At 63.7% G+C, this 18,873-nt stretch carries 17 protein-coding genes; 15 read left to right on the forward strand and 2 right to left on the reverse strand.

From position 1 onward, the window contains the following. Nucleotides 1–19: 19 nt before the first annotated feature. A complete protein-coding gene (locus ACZ9GA_RS09435; protein WP_457362929.1) occupies nucleotides 20–832 on the reverse strand; it encodes a dioxygenase in 813 nt (270 codons plus the stop codon). A gap of 161 nt (nucleotides 833–993) precedes the next feature. Between ACZ9GA_RS09435 and ACZ9GA_RS09440 the strand changes: the two genes are divergently transcribed. From ACZ9GA_RS09440 to ACZ9GA_RS09485, 10 genes are all read left to right on the forward strand, one after another. Beyond that, nucleotides 994–1,908 (forward strand): LysR family transcriptional regulator, encoded by a 915-nt coding sequence (locus tag ACZ9GA_RS09440; RefSeq protein ID WP_457362928.1) that lies wholly within the window; start codon nucleotides 994–996, stop codon nucleotides 1,906–1,908. A 252-nt stretch (nucleotides 1,909–2,160) separates the two neighbouring features. After that, nucleotides 2,161–3,603 (forward strand): sugar porter family MFS transporter, encoded by a 1,443-nt coding sequence (locus ACZ9GA_RS09445; RefSeq protein ID WP_457362927.1) that lies wholly within the window; start codon nucleotides 2,161–2,163, stop codon nucleotides 3,601–3,603. Nucleotides 3,604–3,648: 45 nt separating this feature from the next. Then, the gene (locus ACZ9GA_RS09450; RefSeq protein ID WP_457362926.1) at nucleotides 3,649–4,545 is read left to right on the forward strand and encodes an intradiol ring-cleavage dioxygenase; all 897 of its coding nucleotides are present in this window, start codon (nucleotides 3,649–3,651) and stop codon (nucleotides 4,543–4,545) included. A gap of 41 nt (nucleotides 4,546–4,586) precedes the next feature. Beyond that, a complete protein-coding gene (locus ACZ9GA_RS09455) occupies nucleotides 4,587–5,453 on the forward strand; it encodes a sugar phosphate isomerase/epimerase family protein (protein ID WP_457362925.1) in 867 nt (288 codons plus the stop codon). A 53-nt stretch (nucleotides 5,454–5,506) separates the two neighbouring features. After that, nucleotides 5,507–6,502 carry an inositol 2-dehydrogenase gene (gene iolG, locus ACZ9GA_RS09460; RefSeq protein ID WP_457362924.1) on the forward strand — a complete coding sequence of 332 codons (996 nt, stop codon included), beginning with the start codon at nucleotides 5,507–5,509 and terminating at the stop codon, nucleotides 6,500–6,502. Nucleotides 6,503–6,526: 24 nt separating this feature from the next. Further along, nucleotides 6,527–7,618, forward strand: a complete 1,092-nt coding sequence (locus ACZ9GA_RS09465) for a Gfo/Idh/MocA family protein (RefSeq protein ID WP_455925672.1) — start codon at nucleotides 6,527–6,529, stop codon at nucleotides 7,616–7,618. A 108-nt stretch (nucleotides 7,619–7,726) separates the two neighbouring features. Beyond that, on the forward strand, nucleotides 7,727–8,797 hold the full coding sequence (gene chvE, locus ACZ9GA_RS09470) for a multiple monosaccharide ABC transporter substrate-binding protein (RefSeq protein WP_457362923.1): 1,071 nt from the start codon (nucleotides 7,727–7,729) through the stop codon (nucleotides 8,795–8,797). Continuing rightward, nucleotides 8,794–10,320, forward strand: coding sequence for a multiple monosaccharide ABC transporter ATP-binding protein (mmsA, locus tag ACZ9GA_RS09475; protein ID WP_457362922.1), 1,527 nt, complete (start codon nucleotides 8,794–8,796; stop codon nucleotides 10,318–10,320). Before chvE ends, mmsA begins: the two co-directional genes overlap by 4 nt. Further along, nucleotides 10,317–11,507, forward strand: a complete 1,191-nt coding sequence (gene mmsB / locus ACZ9GA_RS09480; RefSeq protein ID WP_455925675.1) for a multiple monosaccharide ABC transporter permease — start codon at nucleotides 10,317–10,319, stop codon at nucleotides 11,505–11,507. The genes mmsA and mmsB overlap by 4 nt, the downstream gene beginning before the upstream one ends. Before the next feature lie 36 nt (nucleotides 11,508–11,543). After that, on the forward strand, nucleotides 11,544–11,846 hold the full coding sequence (locus ACZ9GA_RS09485) for a Dabb family protein (RefSeq protein WP_457362921.1): 303 nt from the start codon (nucleotides 11,544–11,546) through the stop codon (nucleotides 11,844–11,846). 244 nt (nucleotides 11,847–12,090) lie between these two features. Here the strand turns inward: ACZ9GA_RS09485 and ACZ9GA_RS09490 are convergent, their stop codons facing one another. Next, complete coding sequence (locus tag ACZ9GA_RS09490; RefSeq protein ID WP_457362920.1) at nucleotides 12,091–12,693, reverse strand: TetR/AcrR family transcriptional regulator; 603 nt, start codon at nucleotides 12,691–12,693, stop codon at nucleotides 12,091–12,093. 128 nt (nucleotides 12,694–12,821) lie between these two features. Here ACZ9GA_RS09490 and ACZ9GA_RS09495 point away from each other — a divergent pair, with 128 nt between their 5' ends. The 5 genes from ACZ9GA_RS09495 (at nucleotide 12,822) to ACZ9GA_RS09515 (ending at nucleotide 18,574) form a co-directional block, all read left to right on the forward strand. Next, nucleotides 12,822–14,060, forward strand: coding sequence for a serine hydrolase domain-containing protein (locus tag ACZ9GA_RS09495; RefSeq protein ID WP_457362919.1), 1,239 nt, complete (start codon nucleotides 12,822–12,824; stop codon nucleotides 14,058–14,060). 25 nt (nucleotides 14,061–14,085) lie between these two features. Continuing rightward, the gene (locus ACZ9GA_RS09500; protein ID WP_457362918.1) at nucleotides 14,086–15,189 is read left to right on the forward strand and encodes a polyamine ABC transporter substrate-binding protein; all 1,104 of its coding nucleotides are present in this window, start codon (nucleotides 14,086–14,088) and stop codon (nucleotides 15,187–15,189) included. A gap of 143 nt (nucleotides 15,190–15,332) precedes the next feature. Continuing rightward, nucleotides 15,333–16,127 (forward strand): TorF family putative porin, encoded by a 795-nt coding sequence (locus ACZ9GA_RS09505; RefSeq protein WP_457362917.1) that lies wholly within the window; start codon nucleotides 15,333–15,335, stop codon nucleotides 16,125–16,127. 14 nt (nucleotides 16,128–16,141) lie between these two features. Continuing rightward, nucleotides 16,142–17,992, forward strand: a complete 1,851-nt coding sequence (locus ACZ9GA_RS09510; RefSeq protein WP_457362916.1) for a CocE/NonD family hydrolase — start codon at nucleotides 16,142–16,144, stop codon at nucleotides 17,990–17,992. 12 nt (nucleotides 17,993–18,004) lie between these two features. After that, a complete protein-coding gene (locus ACZ9GA_RS09515) occupies nucleotides 18,005–18,574 on the forward strand; it encodes a DUF3237 domain-containing protein (protein WP_051373728.1) in 570 nt (189 codons plus the stop codon). Nucleotides 18,575–18,873: the final 299 nt, after the last annotated feature.

The following is an 18,873-nucleotide window of genomic DNA, read 5'->3' on the forward strand; positions in this document are numbered from 1 at the left end:
ACAGTCCTCGATGAGCCAGTCAGGCCTGCTTGGCCAGCACGAAATCAAACGTCAGGGTGTAGAACACCTCGTCGCTGTGCCCACCATCGGGCGTGGGGCCCGCCGGCTCACATTGCCAGGGCGTGATCAGTGACGGGCGCACGGCAAACAGTGCATCGCTGTCCAGGTACGGATCACCTTCGCGGTACACGTGGGTGGTCAGCGGCTGGTACCCCGCGGCAGTCACGGAAAACACCAGGTGCGCCGGGCGCCAGGCGTGGCGGTTAAGGGTGGTCAGCAGGGCGTTCACCGGGCCGTCGTGACGTACCTGCTGGCTGCCGGGCAGGGAGGTGCTGAAGTGGTAGCGCCCCTGGTCATCGGCCTGCAACAGCGCCTCAGTGCCGGCCACGTTCAGGTGCAGTTCGGCGTAGGGCACGGCAGCGCCCTTGTCGTTACGTATTACACCTTTTACATAACCCTTGGGCCCGCCCAGGTGCGGGTTGATGTCGGCGCCCAGGTCGTGCAGCACGGCCTGGGTGCCAGGCGCTGTGTGGAAGGCGGTGGCGTGGGTGCAGGCCGCCGGCTTGTGCTCGTTCTGCGCCAGCACCAGGGTCGACAGGCCCAGCACATTGGACAGTAGCGCGAACTCTTCACGGGCCGGTGCCTGCTGGCCCACCTCGCCCAGAAAAGCGATGCCCCGGCGCCATTCGCCCTCGGTCAGTTTGATGTCGCGGGCAAAGGCATGCAGGTGCTGCACCAGGCTGGTCATCACCTCGCACAAACGTGCGTCGCCGGTACCCCGGTTGTACGCCAGCACCGCCTGGGTGATGGTCATTTCGTCCAAATCGCGCATGCTCACTCCTGAACGTCCTGGCGGTGGCGCCGTGTTCATCGTTGCGGGGCGACACACTTCTCAGCCTGTTGCGCCGCACGTTATAGTTCCGCAGGATGTAAGAAAAGGCCGCTTGCGGAATTCTTTATTTCACCTGTGAAAAAATAAAAAGGAAGCACACAGTGGACCGCCTCACGGAACTTGAGTTGTTTGTACTGACTGCCGAAGTGGGCACCCTGAGCAAGGCGGCGGAAATACTGGGCCTGTCCAACGCCGCTGCCAGCCGCCATCTGGTGGCCCTGGAACAGCGCCTGAACGTGCGCCTGATCGACCGCAACACCCGCCGTCTGGCCCTGACCAACTCCGGCCACCAGTTCTACGCCAGCTGCAAAAGCCTGCTGGGCGAGTTGAAGGAAGCCGAGGCGTCGCTGAGCGAATCGCTGGTGCAGCCCATGGGTACCCTGACCATCACCTCGTCGATCTCGTTCTGCATGCTGCACATCGCGCCGCTGATCCCGGCGTTTCGCAAGCTGTACCCGCACATCACCGTCAAGCTGCTGGGCGAGAACCGCTACTTCGACATCATCGACAGCGAAATCGACCTGGCCATCCGCACCAAGGAATACGAGCCGGACTCCAACATCACCATCCGCCGCCTGGCTGAGACCCGTCGCGTGCTGGCCGCATCCCCCGGCTACCTGCAACGCAAGGGCACACCGAAAACCATCGATGACCTGGCCAACCACGACCTGCTGATCTACAGCCACGCCAACCAGCCGCGCACCATGCGCTTCACCCGTGGCAAGGAAGAAATGGCATTCAAGGCCGAGCCCATCCTGGAAACCAACGACGGGCAGATCGTGCGGGCTGCTGCATTGGCCGGCGGCGGCATCCTGGTGCAGCCCAAATACATCATCAACGCGGACCTGGTGGCCGGGCGGCTGATACCGGTGCTGGACGATTGGGACTTGCCGCGGTTGACCATCAACATGGCCTTCCAGAGCCGCCGTTACATGCCGGCCAAGTTGCGGGTGTTCATCGAATTCCTGCTGGCTGATTTCAATAAGCACGAATACGAGCGGTATTGGACTCGTTGACGCAGGCTTGAAACCGCGTCGCCTGCATCGCGACCGAGGTCGGCTCCTACGCGGTCCGTGGTAGGAGCCGGCCTTGGCCGCGATGCAGGCGACGCCGTCTTGTCGCAGTAACCGTCTTGAGATGGCGATCTGGCTGCCCAGTCTTCCACCCAGCGGAAAACACATTTGCCGTTGCGGCATTTTTCTTCCACTTCAACCCCGGTAGTCTCGACCCCACTGAGCGTACACATAACTTCAATAAAGGTTGACCTCATGTCCAGTAACCCAGCCGCCGCTGTTGGCGCGTCCGCGAAAATCCTCTGGCGCATCGCCGCCATCACCACCATGGGCTCGTTGGGCTTCGGTTACGACACCGGGGTCATCTCCGGGGCATTGCCTTTCATGGCGCTGGACCCCAGCCAAGGTGGCCTGGGCCTGACGCCGGTGTCCGAAGGCCTGGTGGCCTCGGCGCTGATTTTCGGCGGCGCATTCGGCGCGCTGTTCGCCGGCCAACTGTCCGACCGTTATGGCCGCCTCGGCGTGCTCAAGGCCCTGGCCGTGCTGTTCGCCCTGGGCGCCCTGGGCACTGCGCTGTCGCCCACCCTGTGGTCCATGGTCGCCACCCGCTTCGTGCTGGGCATTGCCGTGGGCGGCGCCTCGTCGGCAGTGCCGGTGCTGATCGCCGAACTGGCGGCGCCCAAGCACCGCGGCCGTCTGGTGTGCCAGAGCGAGCTGATGATCGTCTCCGGCCAATGCCTGGCCTACATCGCCAGCGCCGGCCTGGTGCATCTGTTTGAAAGCCCGTCGGTGTGGCGCTACATGCTGGCCATCGCGCTGATCCCGGCGGCGCTGCTGTACGTGGGCATGCACTTTGTACCGTCCTCGCCACGCTGGCTGGTCAGCAAGGGGCGCATCGACGAGGCCAAGGCCACCCTGGTGGGCATCCGCGACACCCAGCGCGAAGTGGACCGCGAACTCAAGGAAATCATCGCCCAGTGCGACGTCGAGCGCCGCCACGGTAGCAGCCTGTCCAAGCTCGCCGAGCCCTGGCTGCTCAAACTGCTGGGCATCGGCATTGCCCTGGGATTCATCATTCAGTTCACCGGCGTCAACGCCTTCATGTACTACACGCCGATGATCCTCAAGGAAACCGGCATGGGCACCCATGCGGCCCTGATCGCTACCATCGGCAATGGCCTGGTGGCGGTGGTGGCCACGCTGATCGGCATGTGGTTGATCAACCGCCTGGGCCGGCGCACGATCCTGTTGATGGGCTTGACCGTGGTGGTGCTGGCGCAGATCTTCCTGGGCGTGGTGATGAACTTCATGCCCCACTCGCTGCTGCAAAGCTACCTGGCCCTGGGTGGGGTGCTGATGTTCCTGTTCTTCATGCAGATGTGCATCGGCCCGGTGTACTGGCTGCTGATGTCCGAGCTGTTCCCCACCCATGTGCGCGGTTTGATGAACGGCATCAGCGTGGGCATCTTCTGGATCTTCAATGCCATCGTCGCCTTCGCCTTCCCGCTGATGCTCAGCGTGATGGGTGGCATGACCTTCTTCCTGTTTGCCGTGATCAATATCGGCTCCATCGTGTTCTGCACCCTGTGGTTGCCCGAAACCAAGGGCATGACCCTGGAGCAGATCGAGCAATTCATGCAGCAGCGCCTGGGCGGTCGCACCTGGCGCCGTGCCGATGCCAATGCCAACGCCTGCTGATACCGCACACCGGCCTTCCACAAAAATGATCAAGGACATCAAGCCATGACTGCTCACCTGAACACCGACACGCCCGTAGGCGGGCTCTTCGAAGAAGAGCGTTCGGCCGAGATCGTCAACGCGCGCATCACCGCCGAAGCCGACCCGCGCCTGCGCGAGGTGATGGCGGTACTGACCCGCCACCTGCACGCGGCCATCAAGGAGATCGAACCCACCCATGAGGAGTGGTTCAAGGCCATCGAATTCCTGACCCAGACCGGTCACATGTGCACCGACTGGCGCCAGGAATACATTCTGCTGTCGGACGTGCTGGGCGTGACCATGCTGGTCGATGCCATCAATCACCGTCGCCCCAGCGGCGCCACGCCCAACACCATCCTGGGCCCGTTCTACGTGGCTGACGCGCCGCGCTACGAGAACGGCGCCAACATCTGCCTGGACGGCAAAGGTGAGCCGACCCTGGTCAGCGGCCGGGTGCTGGACACCGACGGCAACCCGATTGTCGGCGCCACCCTGGACATCTGGCAGACCAACGACGACGGCTTCTACGACGTGCAGCAGAAAGGCCTGCAGCCCGAGTACAACCTGCGCGGCCTGTTCACCACCGACGCCGACGGCTACTACGCCTTCCGCACGGTGAAACCACGGCATTACCCGATTCCGGCCGACGGCCCGGTGGGCAAGCTGCTGGGCCAGCTGGGGCGTCACCCCAACCGCGCCGCACACCTGCACTTCATCGTCACAGCGCCCGGTTATGACCAGGTCATCACCCACATCTTCACCCCGGACTGCCCGTACCTGCACGAGGACACGGTGTTTGGCGTGAAGAAAGAACTGATCGCCGAATTCACCACGCAGAGCGACGCGGCCACGGCCCAGCGCTACGACCTGCAAGTGCCTTACCTGGCGGTGAACTGGGACTTCGTCCTGACGCCTGCCTGAACTACCGACCCGATCTTCAACGACAATCAAAAGTGATCGACATGCCCGACAAAAATGTTGAACTGCTTGCAGCCTACTGGACCCTGGCCGGTGACACCTACCCCGGCGCGCCCAGCGAGATCAGCCCGTTTTCCCTGCAATCGCGCGCCGAAGCAGCGGCCAAGGCCGGCTGGCGCGGCATGGGCCTGGTGCACGCGGACCTTAAGCACAACGTCGCCAAGCTGGGCATTTCCACCGTGCGCAACATCCTCAAGGACAACGGCATCAAGCACGTGGAAGTCGAGTTCCTGACCGACTGGCACCTGGAAGGTGACGTGCTGTCCGCCTCCCACGTGATCCGCGACGAACTGCTGGAAATCGCCGGCGAGCTGGGCGCGCGCAGCCTGAAAGTGGCCGGCGGGCTGTTCGAGGAAGGCCCGCCCGACGTGGCGCGCATGCGTGATGCCTTCGCCATCCTGTGCGACGCCGCAGCGCCGTATGGCACCAATGTGGTGATCGAGTTTCTGCCGTTCTCCAGCGTCAACACCATCGACCGTGCCATTGCCGTCACCGAGGGCGTGCGCCCCAACGGCGGCCTGTTGATCGACACCTGGCACGTGGCCCGTGGCGGAATGAGCTTCGACGAAATCAGCAAGATCCCGCTGGAGCTGATCAAGTCCATCGAGCTGGACGACGCCAACCATGCCGTGGTCGAGTCGTTTTTCAATGACTCCACCCACCACCGCAAGCTGTGCGGGGAAGGGCAGTTGGACGTGCCGGAGTTCATTCAGCAAGTGGTCAACGTCGGCTATCGCGGCCCATGGGGCGTGGAGCTGATCAGCGCCGAGCTGCGCAAGCTGCCGCTGGAGGTCGCGGCCAAGCGGGCCTTCGACACCACCATGGCGCAGTTTGAAAACATCAGGTTTTGACACCCTTACGATTCGCGACAACAACAGACAACAGCGTTTTCAGGAGAGACAACATGGTAGGTATCGCAGTACTGGGCGCAGGTCGCATCGGCAAAATCCACGCCGCCAACGTGGCCGCCAGCAAACTGGCCAAACTGGTGGTGGTCGCCGACCCCTTCGCCGAAGCCGCCTCGCGCCTGGCCGACGAACTGGGCGCCGAAGCCATGACCGATTGCGAAGCGGCCATTGACCGCGCCGACGTCGACGCCATCGTCATCGGCACGCCCACCCACACCCACATCAACCTGATGCTGCGCGCCGTGCGCCAGGGCAAGGCGGTGCTGTGCGAAAAACCCATCGACCTGGACATGGCCAAGAGCCTGGCCGCGGTGGAAGAAGTGGAGCGCCTCAACGGCCGGGTGATGCTGGCGTTCAACCGCCGCTTTGAAAGCACCTTCGCCGAAATGCGCGCGGCCATCGACGCCGGCGATATCGGCGAAGTGCGCCAAGTGATCATCACCAGCCGCGACCCGGGCCTGGCGCCGGAAGACTACATCCAGCATTCGGGCGGCATCTTCCGCGACATGACCATCCACGACCTGGACATCGGCCGCTGGCTGCTGGGCGAGGAACCCGTGGAAATCAACGCCATCGGCAGCCGCCTGATCGACCCGGCCATGATGGAAAAATACGACGACTACGACACCGCCATGGTGCAGATGCAGACCGCCTCGGGCAAGCAGTGCCACATCAACAACTGCCGCAACGCGGTGTACGGCTACGACCAGCGCATCGAAGTGTTCGGCGCCAAGGGCATGCTGCAGATGGACAACCTGCGCCCCACCACCATCCGCCGCTGGAGCCAGGAGGTCACCGACGCCCGCGAGCCGCTGCTCAACTTCTTCCTGGAACGCTACCAGCAGGCCTACAAGTCGGAGCTGGAAGCCTACATCGACGCCCTGGTGCACAAAAAACCGCTGCCCACCACCGTGCAGGACGGCCTCAAAGCCCTGAAGCTGGCCGACGCCTGCGTGGAATCGGTGGCCAGCGGCCGCACCGTCAAGCTCTGAGTCGCGCCTAACAGGAGAATTACCATGACCTATCAACGCGAGCGCGGCACCCCCATCGGCGTCGCCTGCCTGGGCATCACCCACCCGCATACCTCGGGCCGGGTCAAGGCGTTCAAGCGCCTGGCCAACGTGCAATTCCACGGCGCCTATGACGACACGCCGCTGTTGCAGCCGTTCTGCGACGCCCTGGACGTGCAGCCGCGCAGCAAGGAAGAGATCCTCGCCGACCCGAATGTGCACATCGTGCTGGTGCACCCCAAAAGCTACCTGATGGCCGACTGGGCCATCGAAGCCCTGGAAGCGGGCAAGGCGGTGCTGTGCGAGAAACCCGCCGGCCGTGGCACCCAGGACACCCAGCGCATCGTCGAGGCGGTGCAGCGCACCGGCGGCCTGTTCCAGGTGGGCTACTGCTGGCGCTATGCGCCGTCGGTGGAAAAGATGCAGCAAGTGCTGCAAAGCGGCGAGATCGGCAAGGTGCTGCAAGTGCGCGCGCACGCCGGTTGCTCCCACGATGAGGCCGACACCAACCACATGAAGCAGCCGGGCGACCGTGGCGGCGCGTTCTACGTGATTGGCTGCCACACCATCGACCGCATCCTGCTGCACTTCGGCAAGCCGAAATCGGTGAACGCGCGCATCACTAAGTTCGCCGGGCAGATGAGCGATTCGGCCCGCGAGGACGCGGTGGGCGCAGTGCTCAACTACGACGACAAGCTGGTGACCATTGACTTCATGTCCTGGGACCCGATGCCCTGGACCGAAAGCTGGGACATCACCGCCTACGGCACCCACGGCGTGATGCATTCCACGCCCATGCCGGCGTCGTACAAGCTGTACCACGATGGCAAGAACGGCCATCAGCAAGGCTGGACGCACTGGAACGAAAACAGCTTTCCGGAGATCTGGGCGGTGCGCAAGACCGTCTATTCGCCGGAAATCGCCGAGATCGGCAACCCGGTGTACTTCGACCGCGAAGCCGCCGCCTTCATGCACTCGGTGTACACCGGCGCGCCTTCCAACGTGCCGGCCACCCAGGCCCATGACATCAACGTGATCCTCGAAGCGCTGTTCGAGTCCGCCGATGCCAACGGCCAGGAAGTCGCCCTGGCGCTGTAACCCCACCCGCAGTCCCGGTAAGCGAAGTGCCCGTTCGGCTCGATTGATTTCGAGCCGACTGGGGCTCTGCATGCCCGAGAAAACCACAACAACAAAGTCGAGGACGCCATGCACACATTCATCAAGGCCGCTGCTGTCGTGATACTGGGGGTGGCGCTGGCCGCCTGCAACAAGCAGGAAAGCAACACCAAGGGCACCATCGGCATCGCCATGCCGTCGAAAACCGAGGCGCGCTGGGTGTCCGACGGTGCCAACATTGTCGACTCGCTGAAGAAGATGGGCTACGACACCGACCTGCAGTACGCCCAGTACGAGGCACCCACCCAGCTCTCGCAAATCGAGAACATGATGGTCAAGGGCATCAAGGGCCTGATCGTGGCGCCGATTGACGGCACCACCATGGCCGATGTGCTCAAGCAGGCGAAGGAGAAGGGCATCAAAGTCATCAGCTATGACCGCCTGATCCGCAATTCAAAGGACTTCGATTACTACGTCACCTTCGACAACTACCGCACCGGCGTGCTGCAGGGCCAGTCCATCGTCGATGCGCTGCACCTGAAGGACGGCAAGGGCCCATTCAACCTGGAGATCTTCGCCGGCTCCACCGACGACAACAACGCCCATGTGGTGTACGCCGGGGTGATGTCGCAGCTCAAACCCTTCATCGACAGCGGCAAGCTGGTGATCCGCAGCGGCCAGCAGGACATCGACAAGGTGGCCACGCCGAACTGGGACGGGGCCCTGGCGCAGGCGCGCATGGACAACCTGCTCAGCGCTTTCTACAGCAAGGCACACCTGGACGCGGTGCTGGCCATGAACGACCAGATCGCCAACGGCGTGGTGTCCTCGCTCAAGGGCGTGGGCTACGGCAGCGGCAGCTCGCCGATGCCCATCGTCACCGGCCAGGACGCCGAAGTCTCTAGCGTCAAGTCGATCATCCGCGGTGACCAGGCCTCCACCATCTTCAAGGACACCCGGGCTTTGGCCGGTGCCGCCGCGCAGATGATGGACGCCGAGCTCAGTGGCAAGGCGGTCAGCGTCAATGACACCACCTCCTACGACAACGGCTCGATGGTGGTGCCGACGCAATTGCTCACCCCGCAACTGGTGAACGGCGGCAACTGGCAGAAAGTGCTGGTGGACGACACCCGGTTCTACACCCAGGCGCAGCTGCAATGATTCTGGCCATGCGCGATATCCGCAAAAGCTTCGGCGCGGTGAAGGCGCTGAGCGGGGTCAACCTCAAGGTGGGCGCAGGTGAGATCCACGCCATCTGCGGCGAGAACGGCGCTGGCAAGTCGACGCTGATGAAGATCCTCAGCGGCGTCTACCCGCACGGCAGCTTCGCCGGTGAAATCATGTTCGACGGCGCACCGCGCACCTTCCAGCGCCTGCGCGACAGCGAGGCGCTGGGTATTTGCATCATCCACCAGGAACTGGCCCTGGTGCCGATGCTGTCGATCACCGAAAACCTGTTCCTGGGCAACGAGATCGCCCGGCACGGGGTGATCGACTGGGACGCAGCGCACCTCAAGGCCCGCGACCTGCTGGCGCGGGTAGGCCTGGACGCACGGCCGCAAACCCTGGTGGGCAACCTGGGCATCGGCCAGCAGCAGATGGTGGAAATCGCCAAGGCCCTGGCCAAGGACGTGCGCCTGCTGATCCTCGACGAGCCCACCGCCAGCCTCAACGAGAAAGACAGCGACACCTTGCTCAAGCTGATGCTGGAGCTCAAGGGCCGCGGCATCACCTCGATAATCATCTCCCACAAGCTCAATGAGATTGGCCGGGTAGCCGATGAAATCACCGTGATCCGCGACGGCAGCACGGTGGACGTCATCGACTGCCGCGCCGATGGCATCGACGAGGGTAGGGTGGTGCGTTCCATGGTCGGCCGCGAGCTGTCCGACCGCTACCCATCGCGGGTGCCGAACATCGGCGAGACGCTGTTCGAGGTGCGCGACTGGTCGGTGGGCGACCCCGAACGGCCGGAGCGCGACCGGGTGCGCAACATCAATTTCCACGTGCGTCGTGGCGAAGTGGTCGGCATCGCCGGGCTGATGGGCGCCGGCCGCACCGAGTTCGCCATGAGCGTGTTCGGCCGTTCCTACGGCGTCAACGTGCGCGGCACGGCACGGCTGGAAGGCCGCGTGGTGGACCTGGGCACGGTGCGCAAGGCCATCGACCAGGGCCTGGCCTACGCCACCGAAGACCGCAAGGGCGCGGGCCTGGTGCTGGGTGACAGCATTACCCACAACACCTCCATGGCCAACCTGGCGGCGGTGTCGAAACGCTGGGTGATGAACGAGCTGGGCGAGACCGCCGTGGCCGACGGCTTCCGTTCACGGCTGCGCATCCGCAGCCCCGACGTGACCCAGTCAGTGGAGAAACTCTCGGGCGGCAACCAGCAGAAAGTGGTGCTGGGCAAATGGCTGTTTTCCGACCCCAAGGTGCTGATCCTCGACGAGCCCACCCGGGGCATCGACGTGGGCGCCAAGTACGAGATTTACGGGGTGGTCAACCAAGTGGTCAGCGAAGGGCGCGCGGTGGTGATGATTTCTTCGGAAATGCCCGAGCTGCTGGGCACCTGCGACCGCATTTATGTGATGAACGAAGGCCGCTTCGTGGGCGAGTTTGCGATCGCCGAGGCGTCCCAGGAAAAAATCATGCACGCAATCATGAAAAACGAGGTGATCCAATGAGCGAAGTCAGCCTGCCTCTGCCGTCCAAACCCAATGCCTTCACCACCTTCAAGCGCGGCGCCCGCGAGTACGGCCTGCTGGTGTCGCTGATCGTGATCATGGTGTTCTTCCAGGTGGCCACGGGCGGGGCGTTGATGCAGCCCCTGAACCTGACCAACCTGTTGCTGCAGAACAGCTACATCGTGGTCATGGCCCTGGGCATGCTGATGGTCATCGTCTGCGGCCATATCGACCTGTCGGTCGGTTCGGTGGTGGGTGTCATCGGCTCCATCGCTGCGGTGCTGATGGTGCAGTACCGCCTGGATTTCTTCACTGTCACGCTGATCTGCCTGCTGGCCGGCGCGCTGATCGGCGCGGCCCAGGGCTACTGGGTGGCGGTGTGGGGCATGCCGTCGTTCATCGTCACCCTGGCCGGGATGCTGGTGTTTCGCGGCGCCACCATCGCCATTTCCCAGGGGCAGTCGATCGGGCCATTTCCGCCGGCGTTCTCGGCGATCAGTTCGGGGTTCATTCCTGACGTGTTCGCCAACCAGCACCTGCGCATCACCTCGCTGCTGCTGGGCGTGGCGGTGGCCGTGGCGTTCTGGGTGGTGGAATACCGCAGCCGCCTGCGCACCTTGAAAAGCGGCGGCAACGTAGCGCCGATGCTGGTGTTCGCCCTGAAGAACGGCGTGGTGGCGGGGCTGATTCTGTACTTCTGCTACCTGCTGTCGACCTACCGTGGCATCCCCACAGTGCTGGTGATCATGAGTGTGCTGATCGGGCTGTACACCTTCATCATGAACCGCACGGTGATTGGCCGTTGGGTGTACGCGGTGGGCGGCAACCTCAAGGCGGCCAAGCTGTCGGGGATCAACACCGGTCGCGTCACCTTCCTGGCCTTCGTCAACATGGGCGTGCTGGCGGCGGTGGCCGGGCTGATCTTCGTCGCCCGCCTCAACAGCGCCACCCCGCGCGGCGGTACCGGCTTTGAGCTGGACGTGATCGCTGCGGTATTCATCGGCGGCGCTTCGGCGTCCGGTGGCGTGGGCAAGGTGGTGGGCGTGGTGATTGGCGCGTTCATCATGGGCGTGCTCAACAACGGCATGTCGATCATGGGCATCGGCATCGACTACCAGCAGATGATCAAGGGGGCGGTGCTGTTGGCGGCCGTGTTCGTGGATGTTTACCAGAAGACCAGAGGTTGATATGTCGCGCAGGGAAGACGACGGCAGGGGGCAACGATGATCAAGCACATTGTGATGTGGAACCTGGCCGGCGATACGCCGGAGCGTAACCGCCAGGCGTGTCTGTTCCTCAAGGAGCGGTTCGAGGGGCTGGCGGGGTTGATCCCCGGACTGCTGAAGATCGAGGTGGGGGTGGATTTCAGCCGCATTGATTACGCCTGTGACGTGGTGCTGTACAGCGAATTCGATTCGCAGGAAGCGCTGGCGGGGTACGCCACGCATCCGGAGCATCTGCGGGTGAAGCGCGAGTTGGGGGATTGTCGGATTGCGCGGCATCAGGTGGATTACATTTGCCCGTAGCAGCAATTGTCTCGAAACCGCGTCGCCTGCATCGCGGCCAAAGCCGGCTCCTACCACGGACGGTGTAGGAGCCGACCTTGGTCGCGACGCAGGCACCGCTATTTATCCTGGCACCGCCCCGCAACCTGTGGGAGCGGGTTCTACCCGCGAAAAGAACACCGCGAAGTATCCTGAACACCACAGGCACCCTTCGCGGGCAGAGCCCGCTCCCACATGAAGACCGTTGCTGCTAGAGGTGTCGCCGTTATGGCGCCAACCCATCGAACAACATCTGCGTCATCTTGCGCACCCGCGCGCCATGCGCCTCGAAATCCGGCACGTCCTGCTGCACCAGCCGCATGAACTGCATCGAGCTGTAGTCATTCAGGAAATACGCCACAAACTCCACATCAATGGCCTGGCTCAGTAACCCGCGCCCCTGCAGTTCACGCAGCAGCCGGCCAATCTCTTCCACCAGTCGCGCATTCAACGGCAGCACTGTCTGCGGCGTCGACTCCAGCAACCCCAGTGGCAGCAGCTCACGCCAGATGGTGGGCGGCAGCACTTCCAGCTCATGCCTCACGATCAGCGCTTCCAGGTGGCACATGGCGTCCACAGCGTTATCGAACGCCGGCATCGACAGCTGCGCATCGGTCACCGCGCGCAAGTCCGCCTGTTCCACCACGGCCAGCAAAATGTCCTGCTTGCTGCCGAAGTAGTTGAACACCGTGGGTATCGACACCCCCGTGCGCTCGGCGATCTGCTCCACGGTGGTGGCGGCGAAACCCTGGTCTTCGAACAGGCCCAGCGCCGCCACCAGGATGGCCTCGCGCCGTTGCTGCTTCTGCCTTTCTCGCAATCCGCTCATGTCCGTTTTCCGGCTCCCAAGGTTAAGTCGTTGATTCTAATCGAAGCATTAGTAGGGGCAAACATTTTATTTGACTAAAAGCTTTTATCGCAATAAAACTATTCCCACCACGACCGAGGGAAGCGTTCATGACCACCGATTTCAACCACGCCCTGCGCGGTGCCTACGCCGCTGAGACGGGCCAGTCCACGCCATCGCTGATGCAGGGCTTTCCCCCCGAACCGGGCGCGCGGGTCACCTGGCACAACTTCATGCAGCCGCCGTACAACCGCTGGGCGTTCCTCAACCTGGGCCGCATCCGCCCCAGCATCAGCGTCACCCGAGGCCAGGCGCTGCCGTCGCCGTTGAAGCAGGGCGTGCCAGCATTGGAAGACTTCCAGTTTGAAAGCGCCAGCGGCGCCACGGTGGGGTTGCACGAGCATCTGCACGCCAGCTGCACCGACGGCTGGCTGGTGATGAAGGACGGCGCGGTGGTGCAGGAGCACTACTTCAACGGCCACCAGCCGCTCAAACGCCACATCATGTTCTCGGTGACCAAATCCCTGATCGGCCTGCTGGCCCAGACCCTGGTGGGGCAGGGCGTGCTCGATGAGCAGAAGTTGGCGCAGGACTACGTGCCGGAACTGGCCGGCAGCGCCTTCGGCGATGCCTCGGTGCGTCAACTGCTGGACATGGCCGTGGCCATTGATTACGAAGAGGTCTACGACGACCCGCGTTCCGGCAGCTCGCAGTTCGGCTACGCCTGTGGCCTGACGCTGCCGCCGGCCGATGTGCAGGCGGCCTACCAGTCGCTGTACGAGTACCTGCCGGCCACCCGCAAGAAAGGCGAGCACGGCGGCTTCTTCCACTACGTCACCGCCACCACCGAAGCCTTGGCCTGGGTGATGGAGCGCGCCAGCGGCGTCAGTTGCGCCCAGCAGTTGAGCGCGCTGTGGCAAGGGCTGGGCTGCGAGCGCGACGGCTTCTTCATCGCCGACCCCTGGGGCCGCAATGTGGCAGGCGCAGGCTTCAACGCCACCTTGCGCGACATGGCCCGCTACGGGGTGATGCTGCTGGCCGGCGGTGTGGCGAACGGGCAGGTGCTGATCCCGCGCAGCGTGATCAGTAACGTGCTGGATGGCGGCGACCGGGCGATCTACGCCGCCAACGCAGGCTTTGCGCAATGGAGCCCGGGCGCCACCTACCGCAGTCAGTGGTACGTGTACCCCGGCGAGGCGATGCTGGCGGTGGGCATCCATGGCCAGTACCTTTACGTGGATTTTTCCCGTGACGTGGTCATCGTCAAACAGTCCTCGCTGCCGGTGGCCGAGAGCGTGCTGGACGTGGACACCCTGCGCCTGATCCGGGCCTTGGCGACTGCGCTGTAATCCTGCCCTTGAGTGGAGTGTATCGATGAAACGCTTGTTATCTGCAGGGCTCACCGGGCTATTACTGATCAGCGCGGGGCTGACCGTGCAGGCCGAGCCCATTGGCGGGCAGTTGCACATCTATAACTGGATCGAGTACCTGCCCAAGGACGTGCTGGAAGACTTCAAGAAACGCACCGGCATCGAAGTGATCTACGACATCTTCGACAGTCCGCAAACCCTGGAGGCGCGGCTGCTGACCGGTAACTCCGGCTATGACGTGGCGTTTCCCAGCAGCAGCCAGTTGCCGACGCTGATCAATTCCGGCGCGGTGTTGCCGCTGGACCGTCAGCAGTTGCCCGGCTGGTCGCATCTGGATGAAAAGCTGATGCACCAACGCGAAGGCCTGGACCCCGGCAACCGCTTCGCCGTGCCGTACCTGTGGGGCAGCACGCTGATCGGCTACAACAAGGCCAAGGTCGAGGCAGTGCTGGGCAAGGGCGTGGACATGCGCGACTACGACCTGCTGTTCAAACCCGAGAACATCGCCAAGCTCAGCCAATGCGGCGTGGCGATTCTGGACAGCGCCACCGAGGTGTTCCCCATCGCCCTCAATTACCTGGGCCTGAACCCCAGCAGCACCAACCCGGCCGACTACGACAAGGCCACGGCGCTGCTGCAATCGATCCGCCCGTACGTGCGCTATTTCAACTCGGCCAAGTACCCGCAAGACCTGGCCAACGGTGATATCTGCGTGGCCCTGGGCTGGTCGGGCGGCATGCTGGCGGCGCGCAACATGGCCACGGCTGCGCACAACGGCAATGACATCGGCCTGGCACTGCCACGGCAGGGCACGCTGATGTGGTCCGACGACATGGTCATTCCCAAGGGCGCGAAAAACCTTGTGCAGGCCCATGCCTTCATGGACTTCTTGCTGCAGCCGGAGGTGATCGCCCGGGTCAGCAACCAGATCGGTTACCCCAACCCCAACCCGGCCAGCACGCCCTTGATCGACCCGGCATTGCGCGCCGAGGAGAACCTGTTTGTGCCGGACAAGGACCGCAGGCTGCTGTTCCAGATCGAGCCGCCCAGCCTGAAAGTACAGCGCCTGATCACGCGCCTGTGGAGCCGCATCCGCTCGGACGTCTGACCCGCTTCACCTTATTCCCCCCACAACAAGGCTGGCGCCGGTGCGCACGGTCGGGGGAACGCTGCGCCTTGCGTTACCCATAGCAACACAGCTGTTGCTTGAACTTTTCTGCCATTTCAACCAAAACAACGGAGCAGAAGTACATGAACAAGTTGGTCTTCGTGGCCGCGGGGCTCGCCTGTGCGAGTGTCTCGTTGCCCGGTCAGGCGTTTGACCTGACCCCCGAGCTGATGCTCAACATCGACGCCACCGCCGCCAGTGATTACCGGGTGGGCGGCTTCTCGCTGACCCAGGGCAACCCCGCGCTGTTGACCGCAGCCACCCTGGTGCACAAGCCCAGCGGTGTGTTCGCCGGGGTGTTCACCACCAACGTCGACTTCGGCACCGCCACGCGCCGCGAATTCGACTACTACGCTGGCATCGCCCGGCCCCTGAGCCAGAACACGCGCTTCTCCCTGGCCTACGTGGCCTATGACTACCCCAAGGACAGCTGGGTGAATTTCCGCGAGTGGATCGGCACCTTCGGCTTCTACGGCGCCACCCTGGGCGTCAAGTACTCCGACAGCCTGCAGAACCCGCCGGCCCGCGCTGCCCTGGCCGATGCCTTGGCGCCCTATGGCGTGGTCATCAAGCCGCGGCCCAAGGAGCGGCTGATCACCTGGCTGGAGTACAACGTGCCGCTGCCGTACCAGACCCTGCTGAACGTGCGCTATGGCTACACCGACACCCACGATGACCAGGCGTATCAGTCGGGCGACGGCTCGTTCCGCAGTACTTATCGCGACTGGGGCGTGTCGATCAGCAAGCCGTTCCTGGGCGTGCTATGGAAGGCCGCCTACATCGACACCGACCTGTCCAAGGCCGAATGCTATTCGGCATTTGGCAGCGCCGGCGACTGTTCTGCCACCGTGGTGGCGTCGGTGACCAAATCCTTTTAAGCCGAGGCATGTACATGAAGTTCGCAAAAAAATTCAACGCCATCACCTGTGCGCTGGCCCTGGCGCTGCTCGCAAACCAGGCGACCCAGGCCGCGCAGCCGGGCGCCGAAGAAGGCCCCGCGCGCACTTGGCAATCGTTCTGGGGCAAGCGCGTCACCGGCTACCTGACCACCGCCGATGGCACCCAACTGCGCTATTCGGTACTGCTGCCCAAGGGCGAGGGGCGCTTCCCGGTGGTGGTGCGCTACAGCGGCTATGACTCGGGCAGCATCGGCGGCCCGGCCTACCTGCAAGACAACGAAACCTTTTCGGTGGCCACCGACAAACAACTGCTGGAGCATGGCTACGCGGTGATGGGCGTGCAGGCGCGGGGCACGGGGTGCTCCCAAGGTACTTTTGACTTCCTCGGCCCGGCGTATGGTACCGATGGTCATGACGCCATCGAGTTTGCTGCCAGCCAGCCGTGGTCCAACGGCGACATCGGCATGTTCGGCTGGTCGTGGGCCGGCATGTCGCAACTGATGACTGCCGCCACCCAGCCGGCGCACTTGAAGGCCATCGCCCCGGGCATGGTCATCGGCGATGCGCGCAGCGACAGCTGGGCACCGGGTGGCGTGCCGGACCAGGCTTTTACCACGTCGTGGCACTGGTTCCTGGACATGCGCTGGCAGGCGGTGAAGGCCAGCGCCGAGGCCGAGCACGATGAGCGCTGCCTGGCCCAAGTCACCCAGAACCAGGCCAAGGTGGTCAGCACTTCGCTGATGTACAACCTGTTGCGCCACCCGCTGCGTGACGACTGGACAATGCAGCGCAGCCCCCGCGAACACGCCGACCGCATCAAGGTGCCGGTGCTGTCCATGCACACGTGGCAGGATGAAGCGGTGCTGGCCCGCGAGGGCTATTACCAGGAGCGCCTGGACCCCAAACAGCTGTGGATGGTGGAGTCCAGTGGCGGCCACAACCTGTACGAGTCCGAGCGTTTCCGGCACACGCTGATCGCCTTCCTTGACCGGTTCGTCAAGGGTGAGCAAAACGGCTTCGAGAAAACCCCGCGGGTGGAAATCTGGCAGGAAACCGTGGCCGACAAGCGCGAGGGCGGGCGGCACGAGCCTAACGAAACCGCGCGGCCGGGCTGGGTGATCGAGCGTGATCACTACCCGGTCAGCGTCAAACCGGTGACCTTCACCCTGGGCGAGCACGGCAGCCTGGTGGAGAACGGGCAGGGCGGCGGGGCGCCGGACAGCTACAACTACCCGATCCCGGGCCCCGAGGTGGACACCTTCCTCAACGACAACGCCTGGGGCCCGCAGCACCCGGTGTGGAAGCAGGGCAGCCTGGCCTACACCAGCGCACCGATGCAGCGCGACCTGCTGACCTACGGCACCGCCAGCGCCGACCTGTGGCTGAGCACTTTCCTGGCACCCGATACTGATGTGCAAGTGACGGTCACCGAGGTGCGCCCCGATGGCCAGGAAGTGTTCGTGCAGCGTGGCTGGCTGCGCATGTCGCTGCGCAAGCTGGACGAGGCGCGCTCTACCGTGTTGCGCCCGTGGTTGCTGGACGACCCGGATGGCATTCAACCGATGCTCCCCAATGTACCGGCCCTGGGCCGTGTCGAGATCCCGCCGTTCTCCCATGCCTTCCGCAAGGGCTCGCGCCTGCGCCTGTGGGTCGACACGCCGTCGGGCACCGGTGGCTATGGCTTCAGTTATTTCTCCATCCCCAGCCGCAACACCCTGTTGCATGACCAGGCCCACCCCTCGCGGCTGGTACTGGGAGAATTGCCCGGCGTGGACGTGCCAAGCGCGCGGCCTGCCTGCGGTGCGCTGCTCAAACAACCTTGCCGTCCCGACCCTTTGAACTGACAGGAAGTAACCATGAAGACGATGACCAAGACACTGACCGGCCTGGCCCTGGCCGCCGCTACCCTGGCCAGCACGGCGTTCGCCGCCGAGCTCAAGGAACACATCCCCAACCGCCTGACCCATGAACTGGTGATGCAGATCGACGTCAAGCTGGGGCCACAGGAAGACATGGGCAAAGGCCCGGATGGCGCGCGCATCAACTACCCGATCATGGGCGGCACCTTTGTCGGCAAGGGCATGAAAGGCACGGTGGTGCCCGGGGGCGCGGACATGTCGGTGACCCGGGACGACGGGGTGACGATGATCAACGCGCTTTACCGGCTGAAGACCGACGACGGGCAGATTATCCTGATCAACAACGCCGGCATCTGGCGGCTTAACGAGTCGGGGCTGGCCAAGAAGGCCAAGGGGCTGGAGATCAAGGACATGAAGGAAAGCGACTTCTACTGCCGCACCGTGCCGTCCTTCAAGACCTCGCCGGGGGCGCATGCGTGGCTGAATGACTACATCTTCACCGGCACCATTGATGGGGTGAGTGAGCATGAAGTGTTGATCAGCGTGTATCGCGTGGGCGGGCAGTAACGCCTCGCCGTGCGTGGCAGGAGCCGGTCTTGACCGCGATGCAGGCGCCGAGGTGTCTCAGATACATCGCGGTGTTCTTTTCGCGGGTAGAACCCGCTCCCACAAGTTGCTCAACACCCTGGAATCACCCGCAATGTGCACCCCGCTTCTGTAGCAGCAACTGTCTTGAGACCGCGTCGCCTGCATCGCGACTAAAGTCGGCTTCTGCACCGTCCGTGGTAGGAGCCGGCCTTGGCCGCGATGCAGGCGACGCGGTTTTTCTTGATTACGGCGTCGATGCCATCGCGAGCAAGCTTTGC

Source organism: Pseudomonas sp. TE3644 (genome assembly GCF_056278815.1).

Bases quoted from the DNA above. Each gene is read 5' to 3' on its own strand.
- ACZ9GA_RS09435 (WP_457362929.1), bottom strand. From the start codon at position 832: ATGCGCGATTTGGACGAAATGACCATCACCCAGGCGGTGCTGGCGTAC.
- ACZ9GA_RS09445 (WP_457362927.1), top strand. From the start codon at position 2,161: ATGTCCAGTAACCCAGCCGCCGCTGTTGGCGCGTCCGCGAAAATCCTC.
- ACZ9GA_RS09450 (WP_457362926.1), top strand. From the start codon at position 3,649: ATGACTGCTCACCTGAACACCGACACGCCCGTAGGCGGGCTCTTCGAA.
- ACZ9GA_RS09455 (WP_457362925.1), top strand. From the start codon at position 4,587: ATGCCCGACAAAAATGTTGAACTGCTTGCAGCCTACTGGACCCTGGCC.
- iolG (WP_457362924.1), top strand. From the start codon at position 5,507: ATGGTAGGTATCGCAGTACTGGGCGCAGGTCGCATCGGCAAAATCCAC.
- ACZ9GA_RS09465 (WP_455925672.1), top strand. From the start codon at position 6,527: ATGACCTATCAACGCGAGCGCGGCACCCCCATCGGCGTCGCCTGCCTG.
- chvE (WP_457362923.1), top strand. From the start codon at position 7,727: ATGCACACATTCATCAAGGCCGCTGCTGTCGTGATACTGGGGGTGGCG.
- mmsA (WP_457362922.1), top strand. From the start codon at position 8,794: ATGATTCTGGCCATGCGCGATATCCGCAAAAGCTTCGGCGCGGTGAAG.
- mmsB (WP_455925675.1), top strand. From the start codon at position 10,317: ATGAGCGAAGTCAGCCTGCCTCTGCCGTCCAAACCCAATGCCTTCACC.
- ACZ9GA_RS09485 (WP_457362921.1), top strand. From the start codon at position 11,544: ATGATCAAGCACATTGTGATGTGGAACCTGGCCGGCGATACGCCGGAG.
- ACZ9GA_RS09490 (WP_457362920.1), bottom strand. From the start codon at position 12,693: ATGAGCGGATTGCGAGAAAGGCAGAAGCAGCAACGGCGCGAGGCCATC.
- ACZ9GA_RS09495 (WP_457362919.1), top strand. From the start codon at position 12,822: ATGACCACCGATTTCAACCACGCCCTGCGCGGTGCCTACGCCGCTGAG.
- ACZ9GA_RS09500 (WP_457362918.1), top strand. From the start codon at position 14,086: ATGAAACGCTTGTTATCTGCAGGGCTCACCGGGCTATTACTGATCAGC.
- ACZ9GA_RS09505 (WP_457362917.1), top strand. From the start codon at position 15,333: ATGAACAAGTTGGTCTTCGTGGCCGCGGGGCTCGCCTGTGCGAGTGTC.
- ACZ9GA_RS09510 (WP_457362916.1), top strand. From the start codon at position 16,142: ATGAAGTTCGCAAAAAAATTCAACGCCATCACCTGTGCGCTGGCCCTG.
- ACZ9GA_RS09515 (WP_051373728.1), top strand. From the start codon at position 18,005: ATGAAGACGATGACCAAGACACTGACCGGCCTGGCCCTGGCCGCCGCT.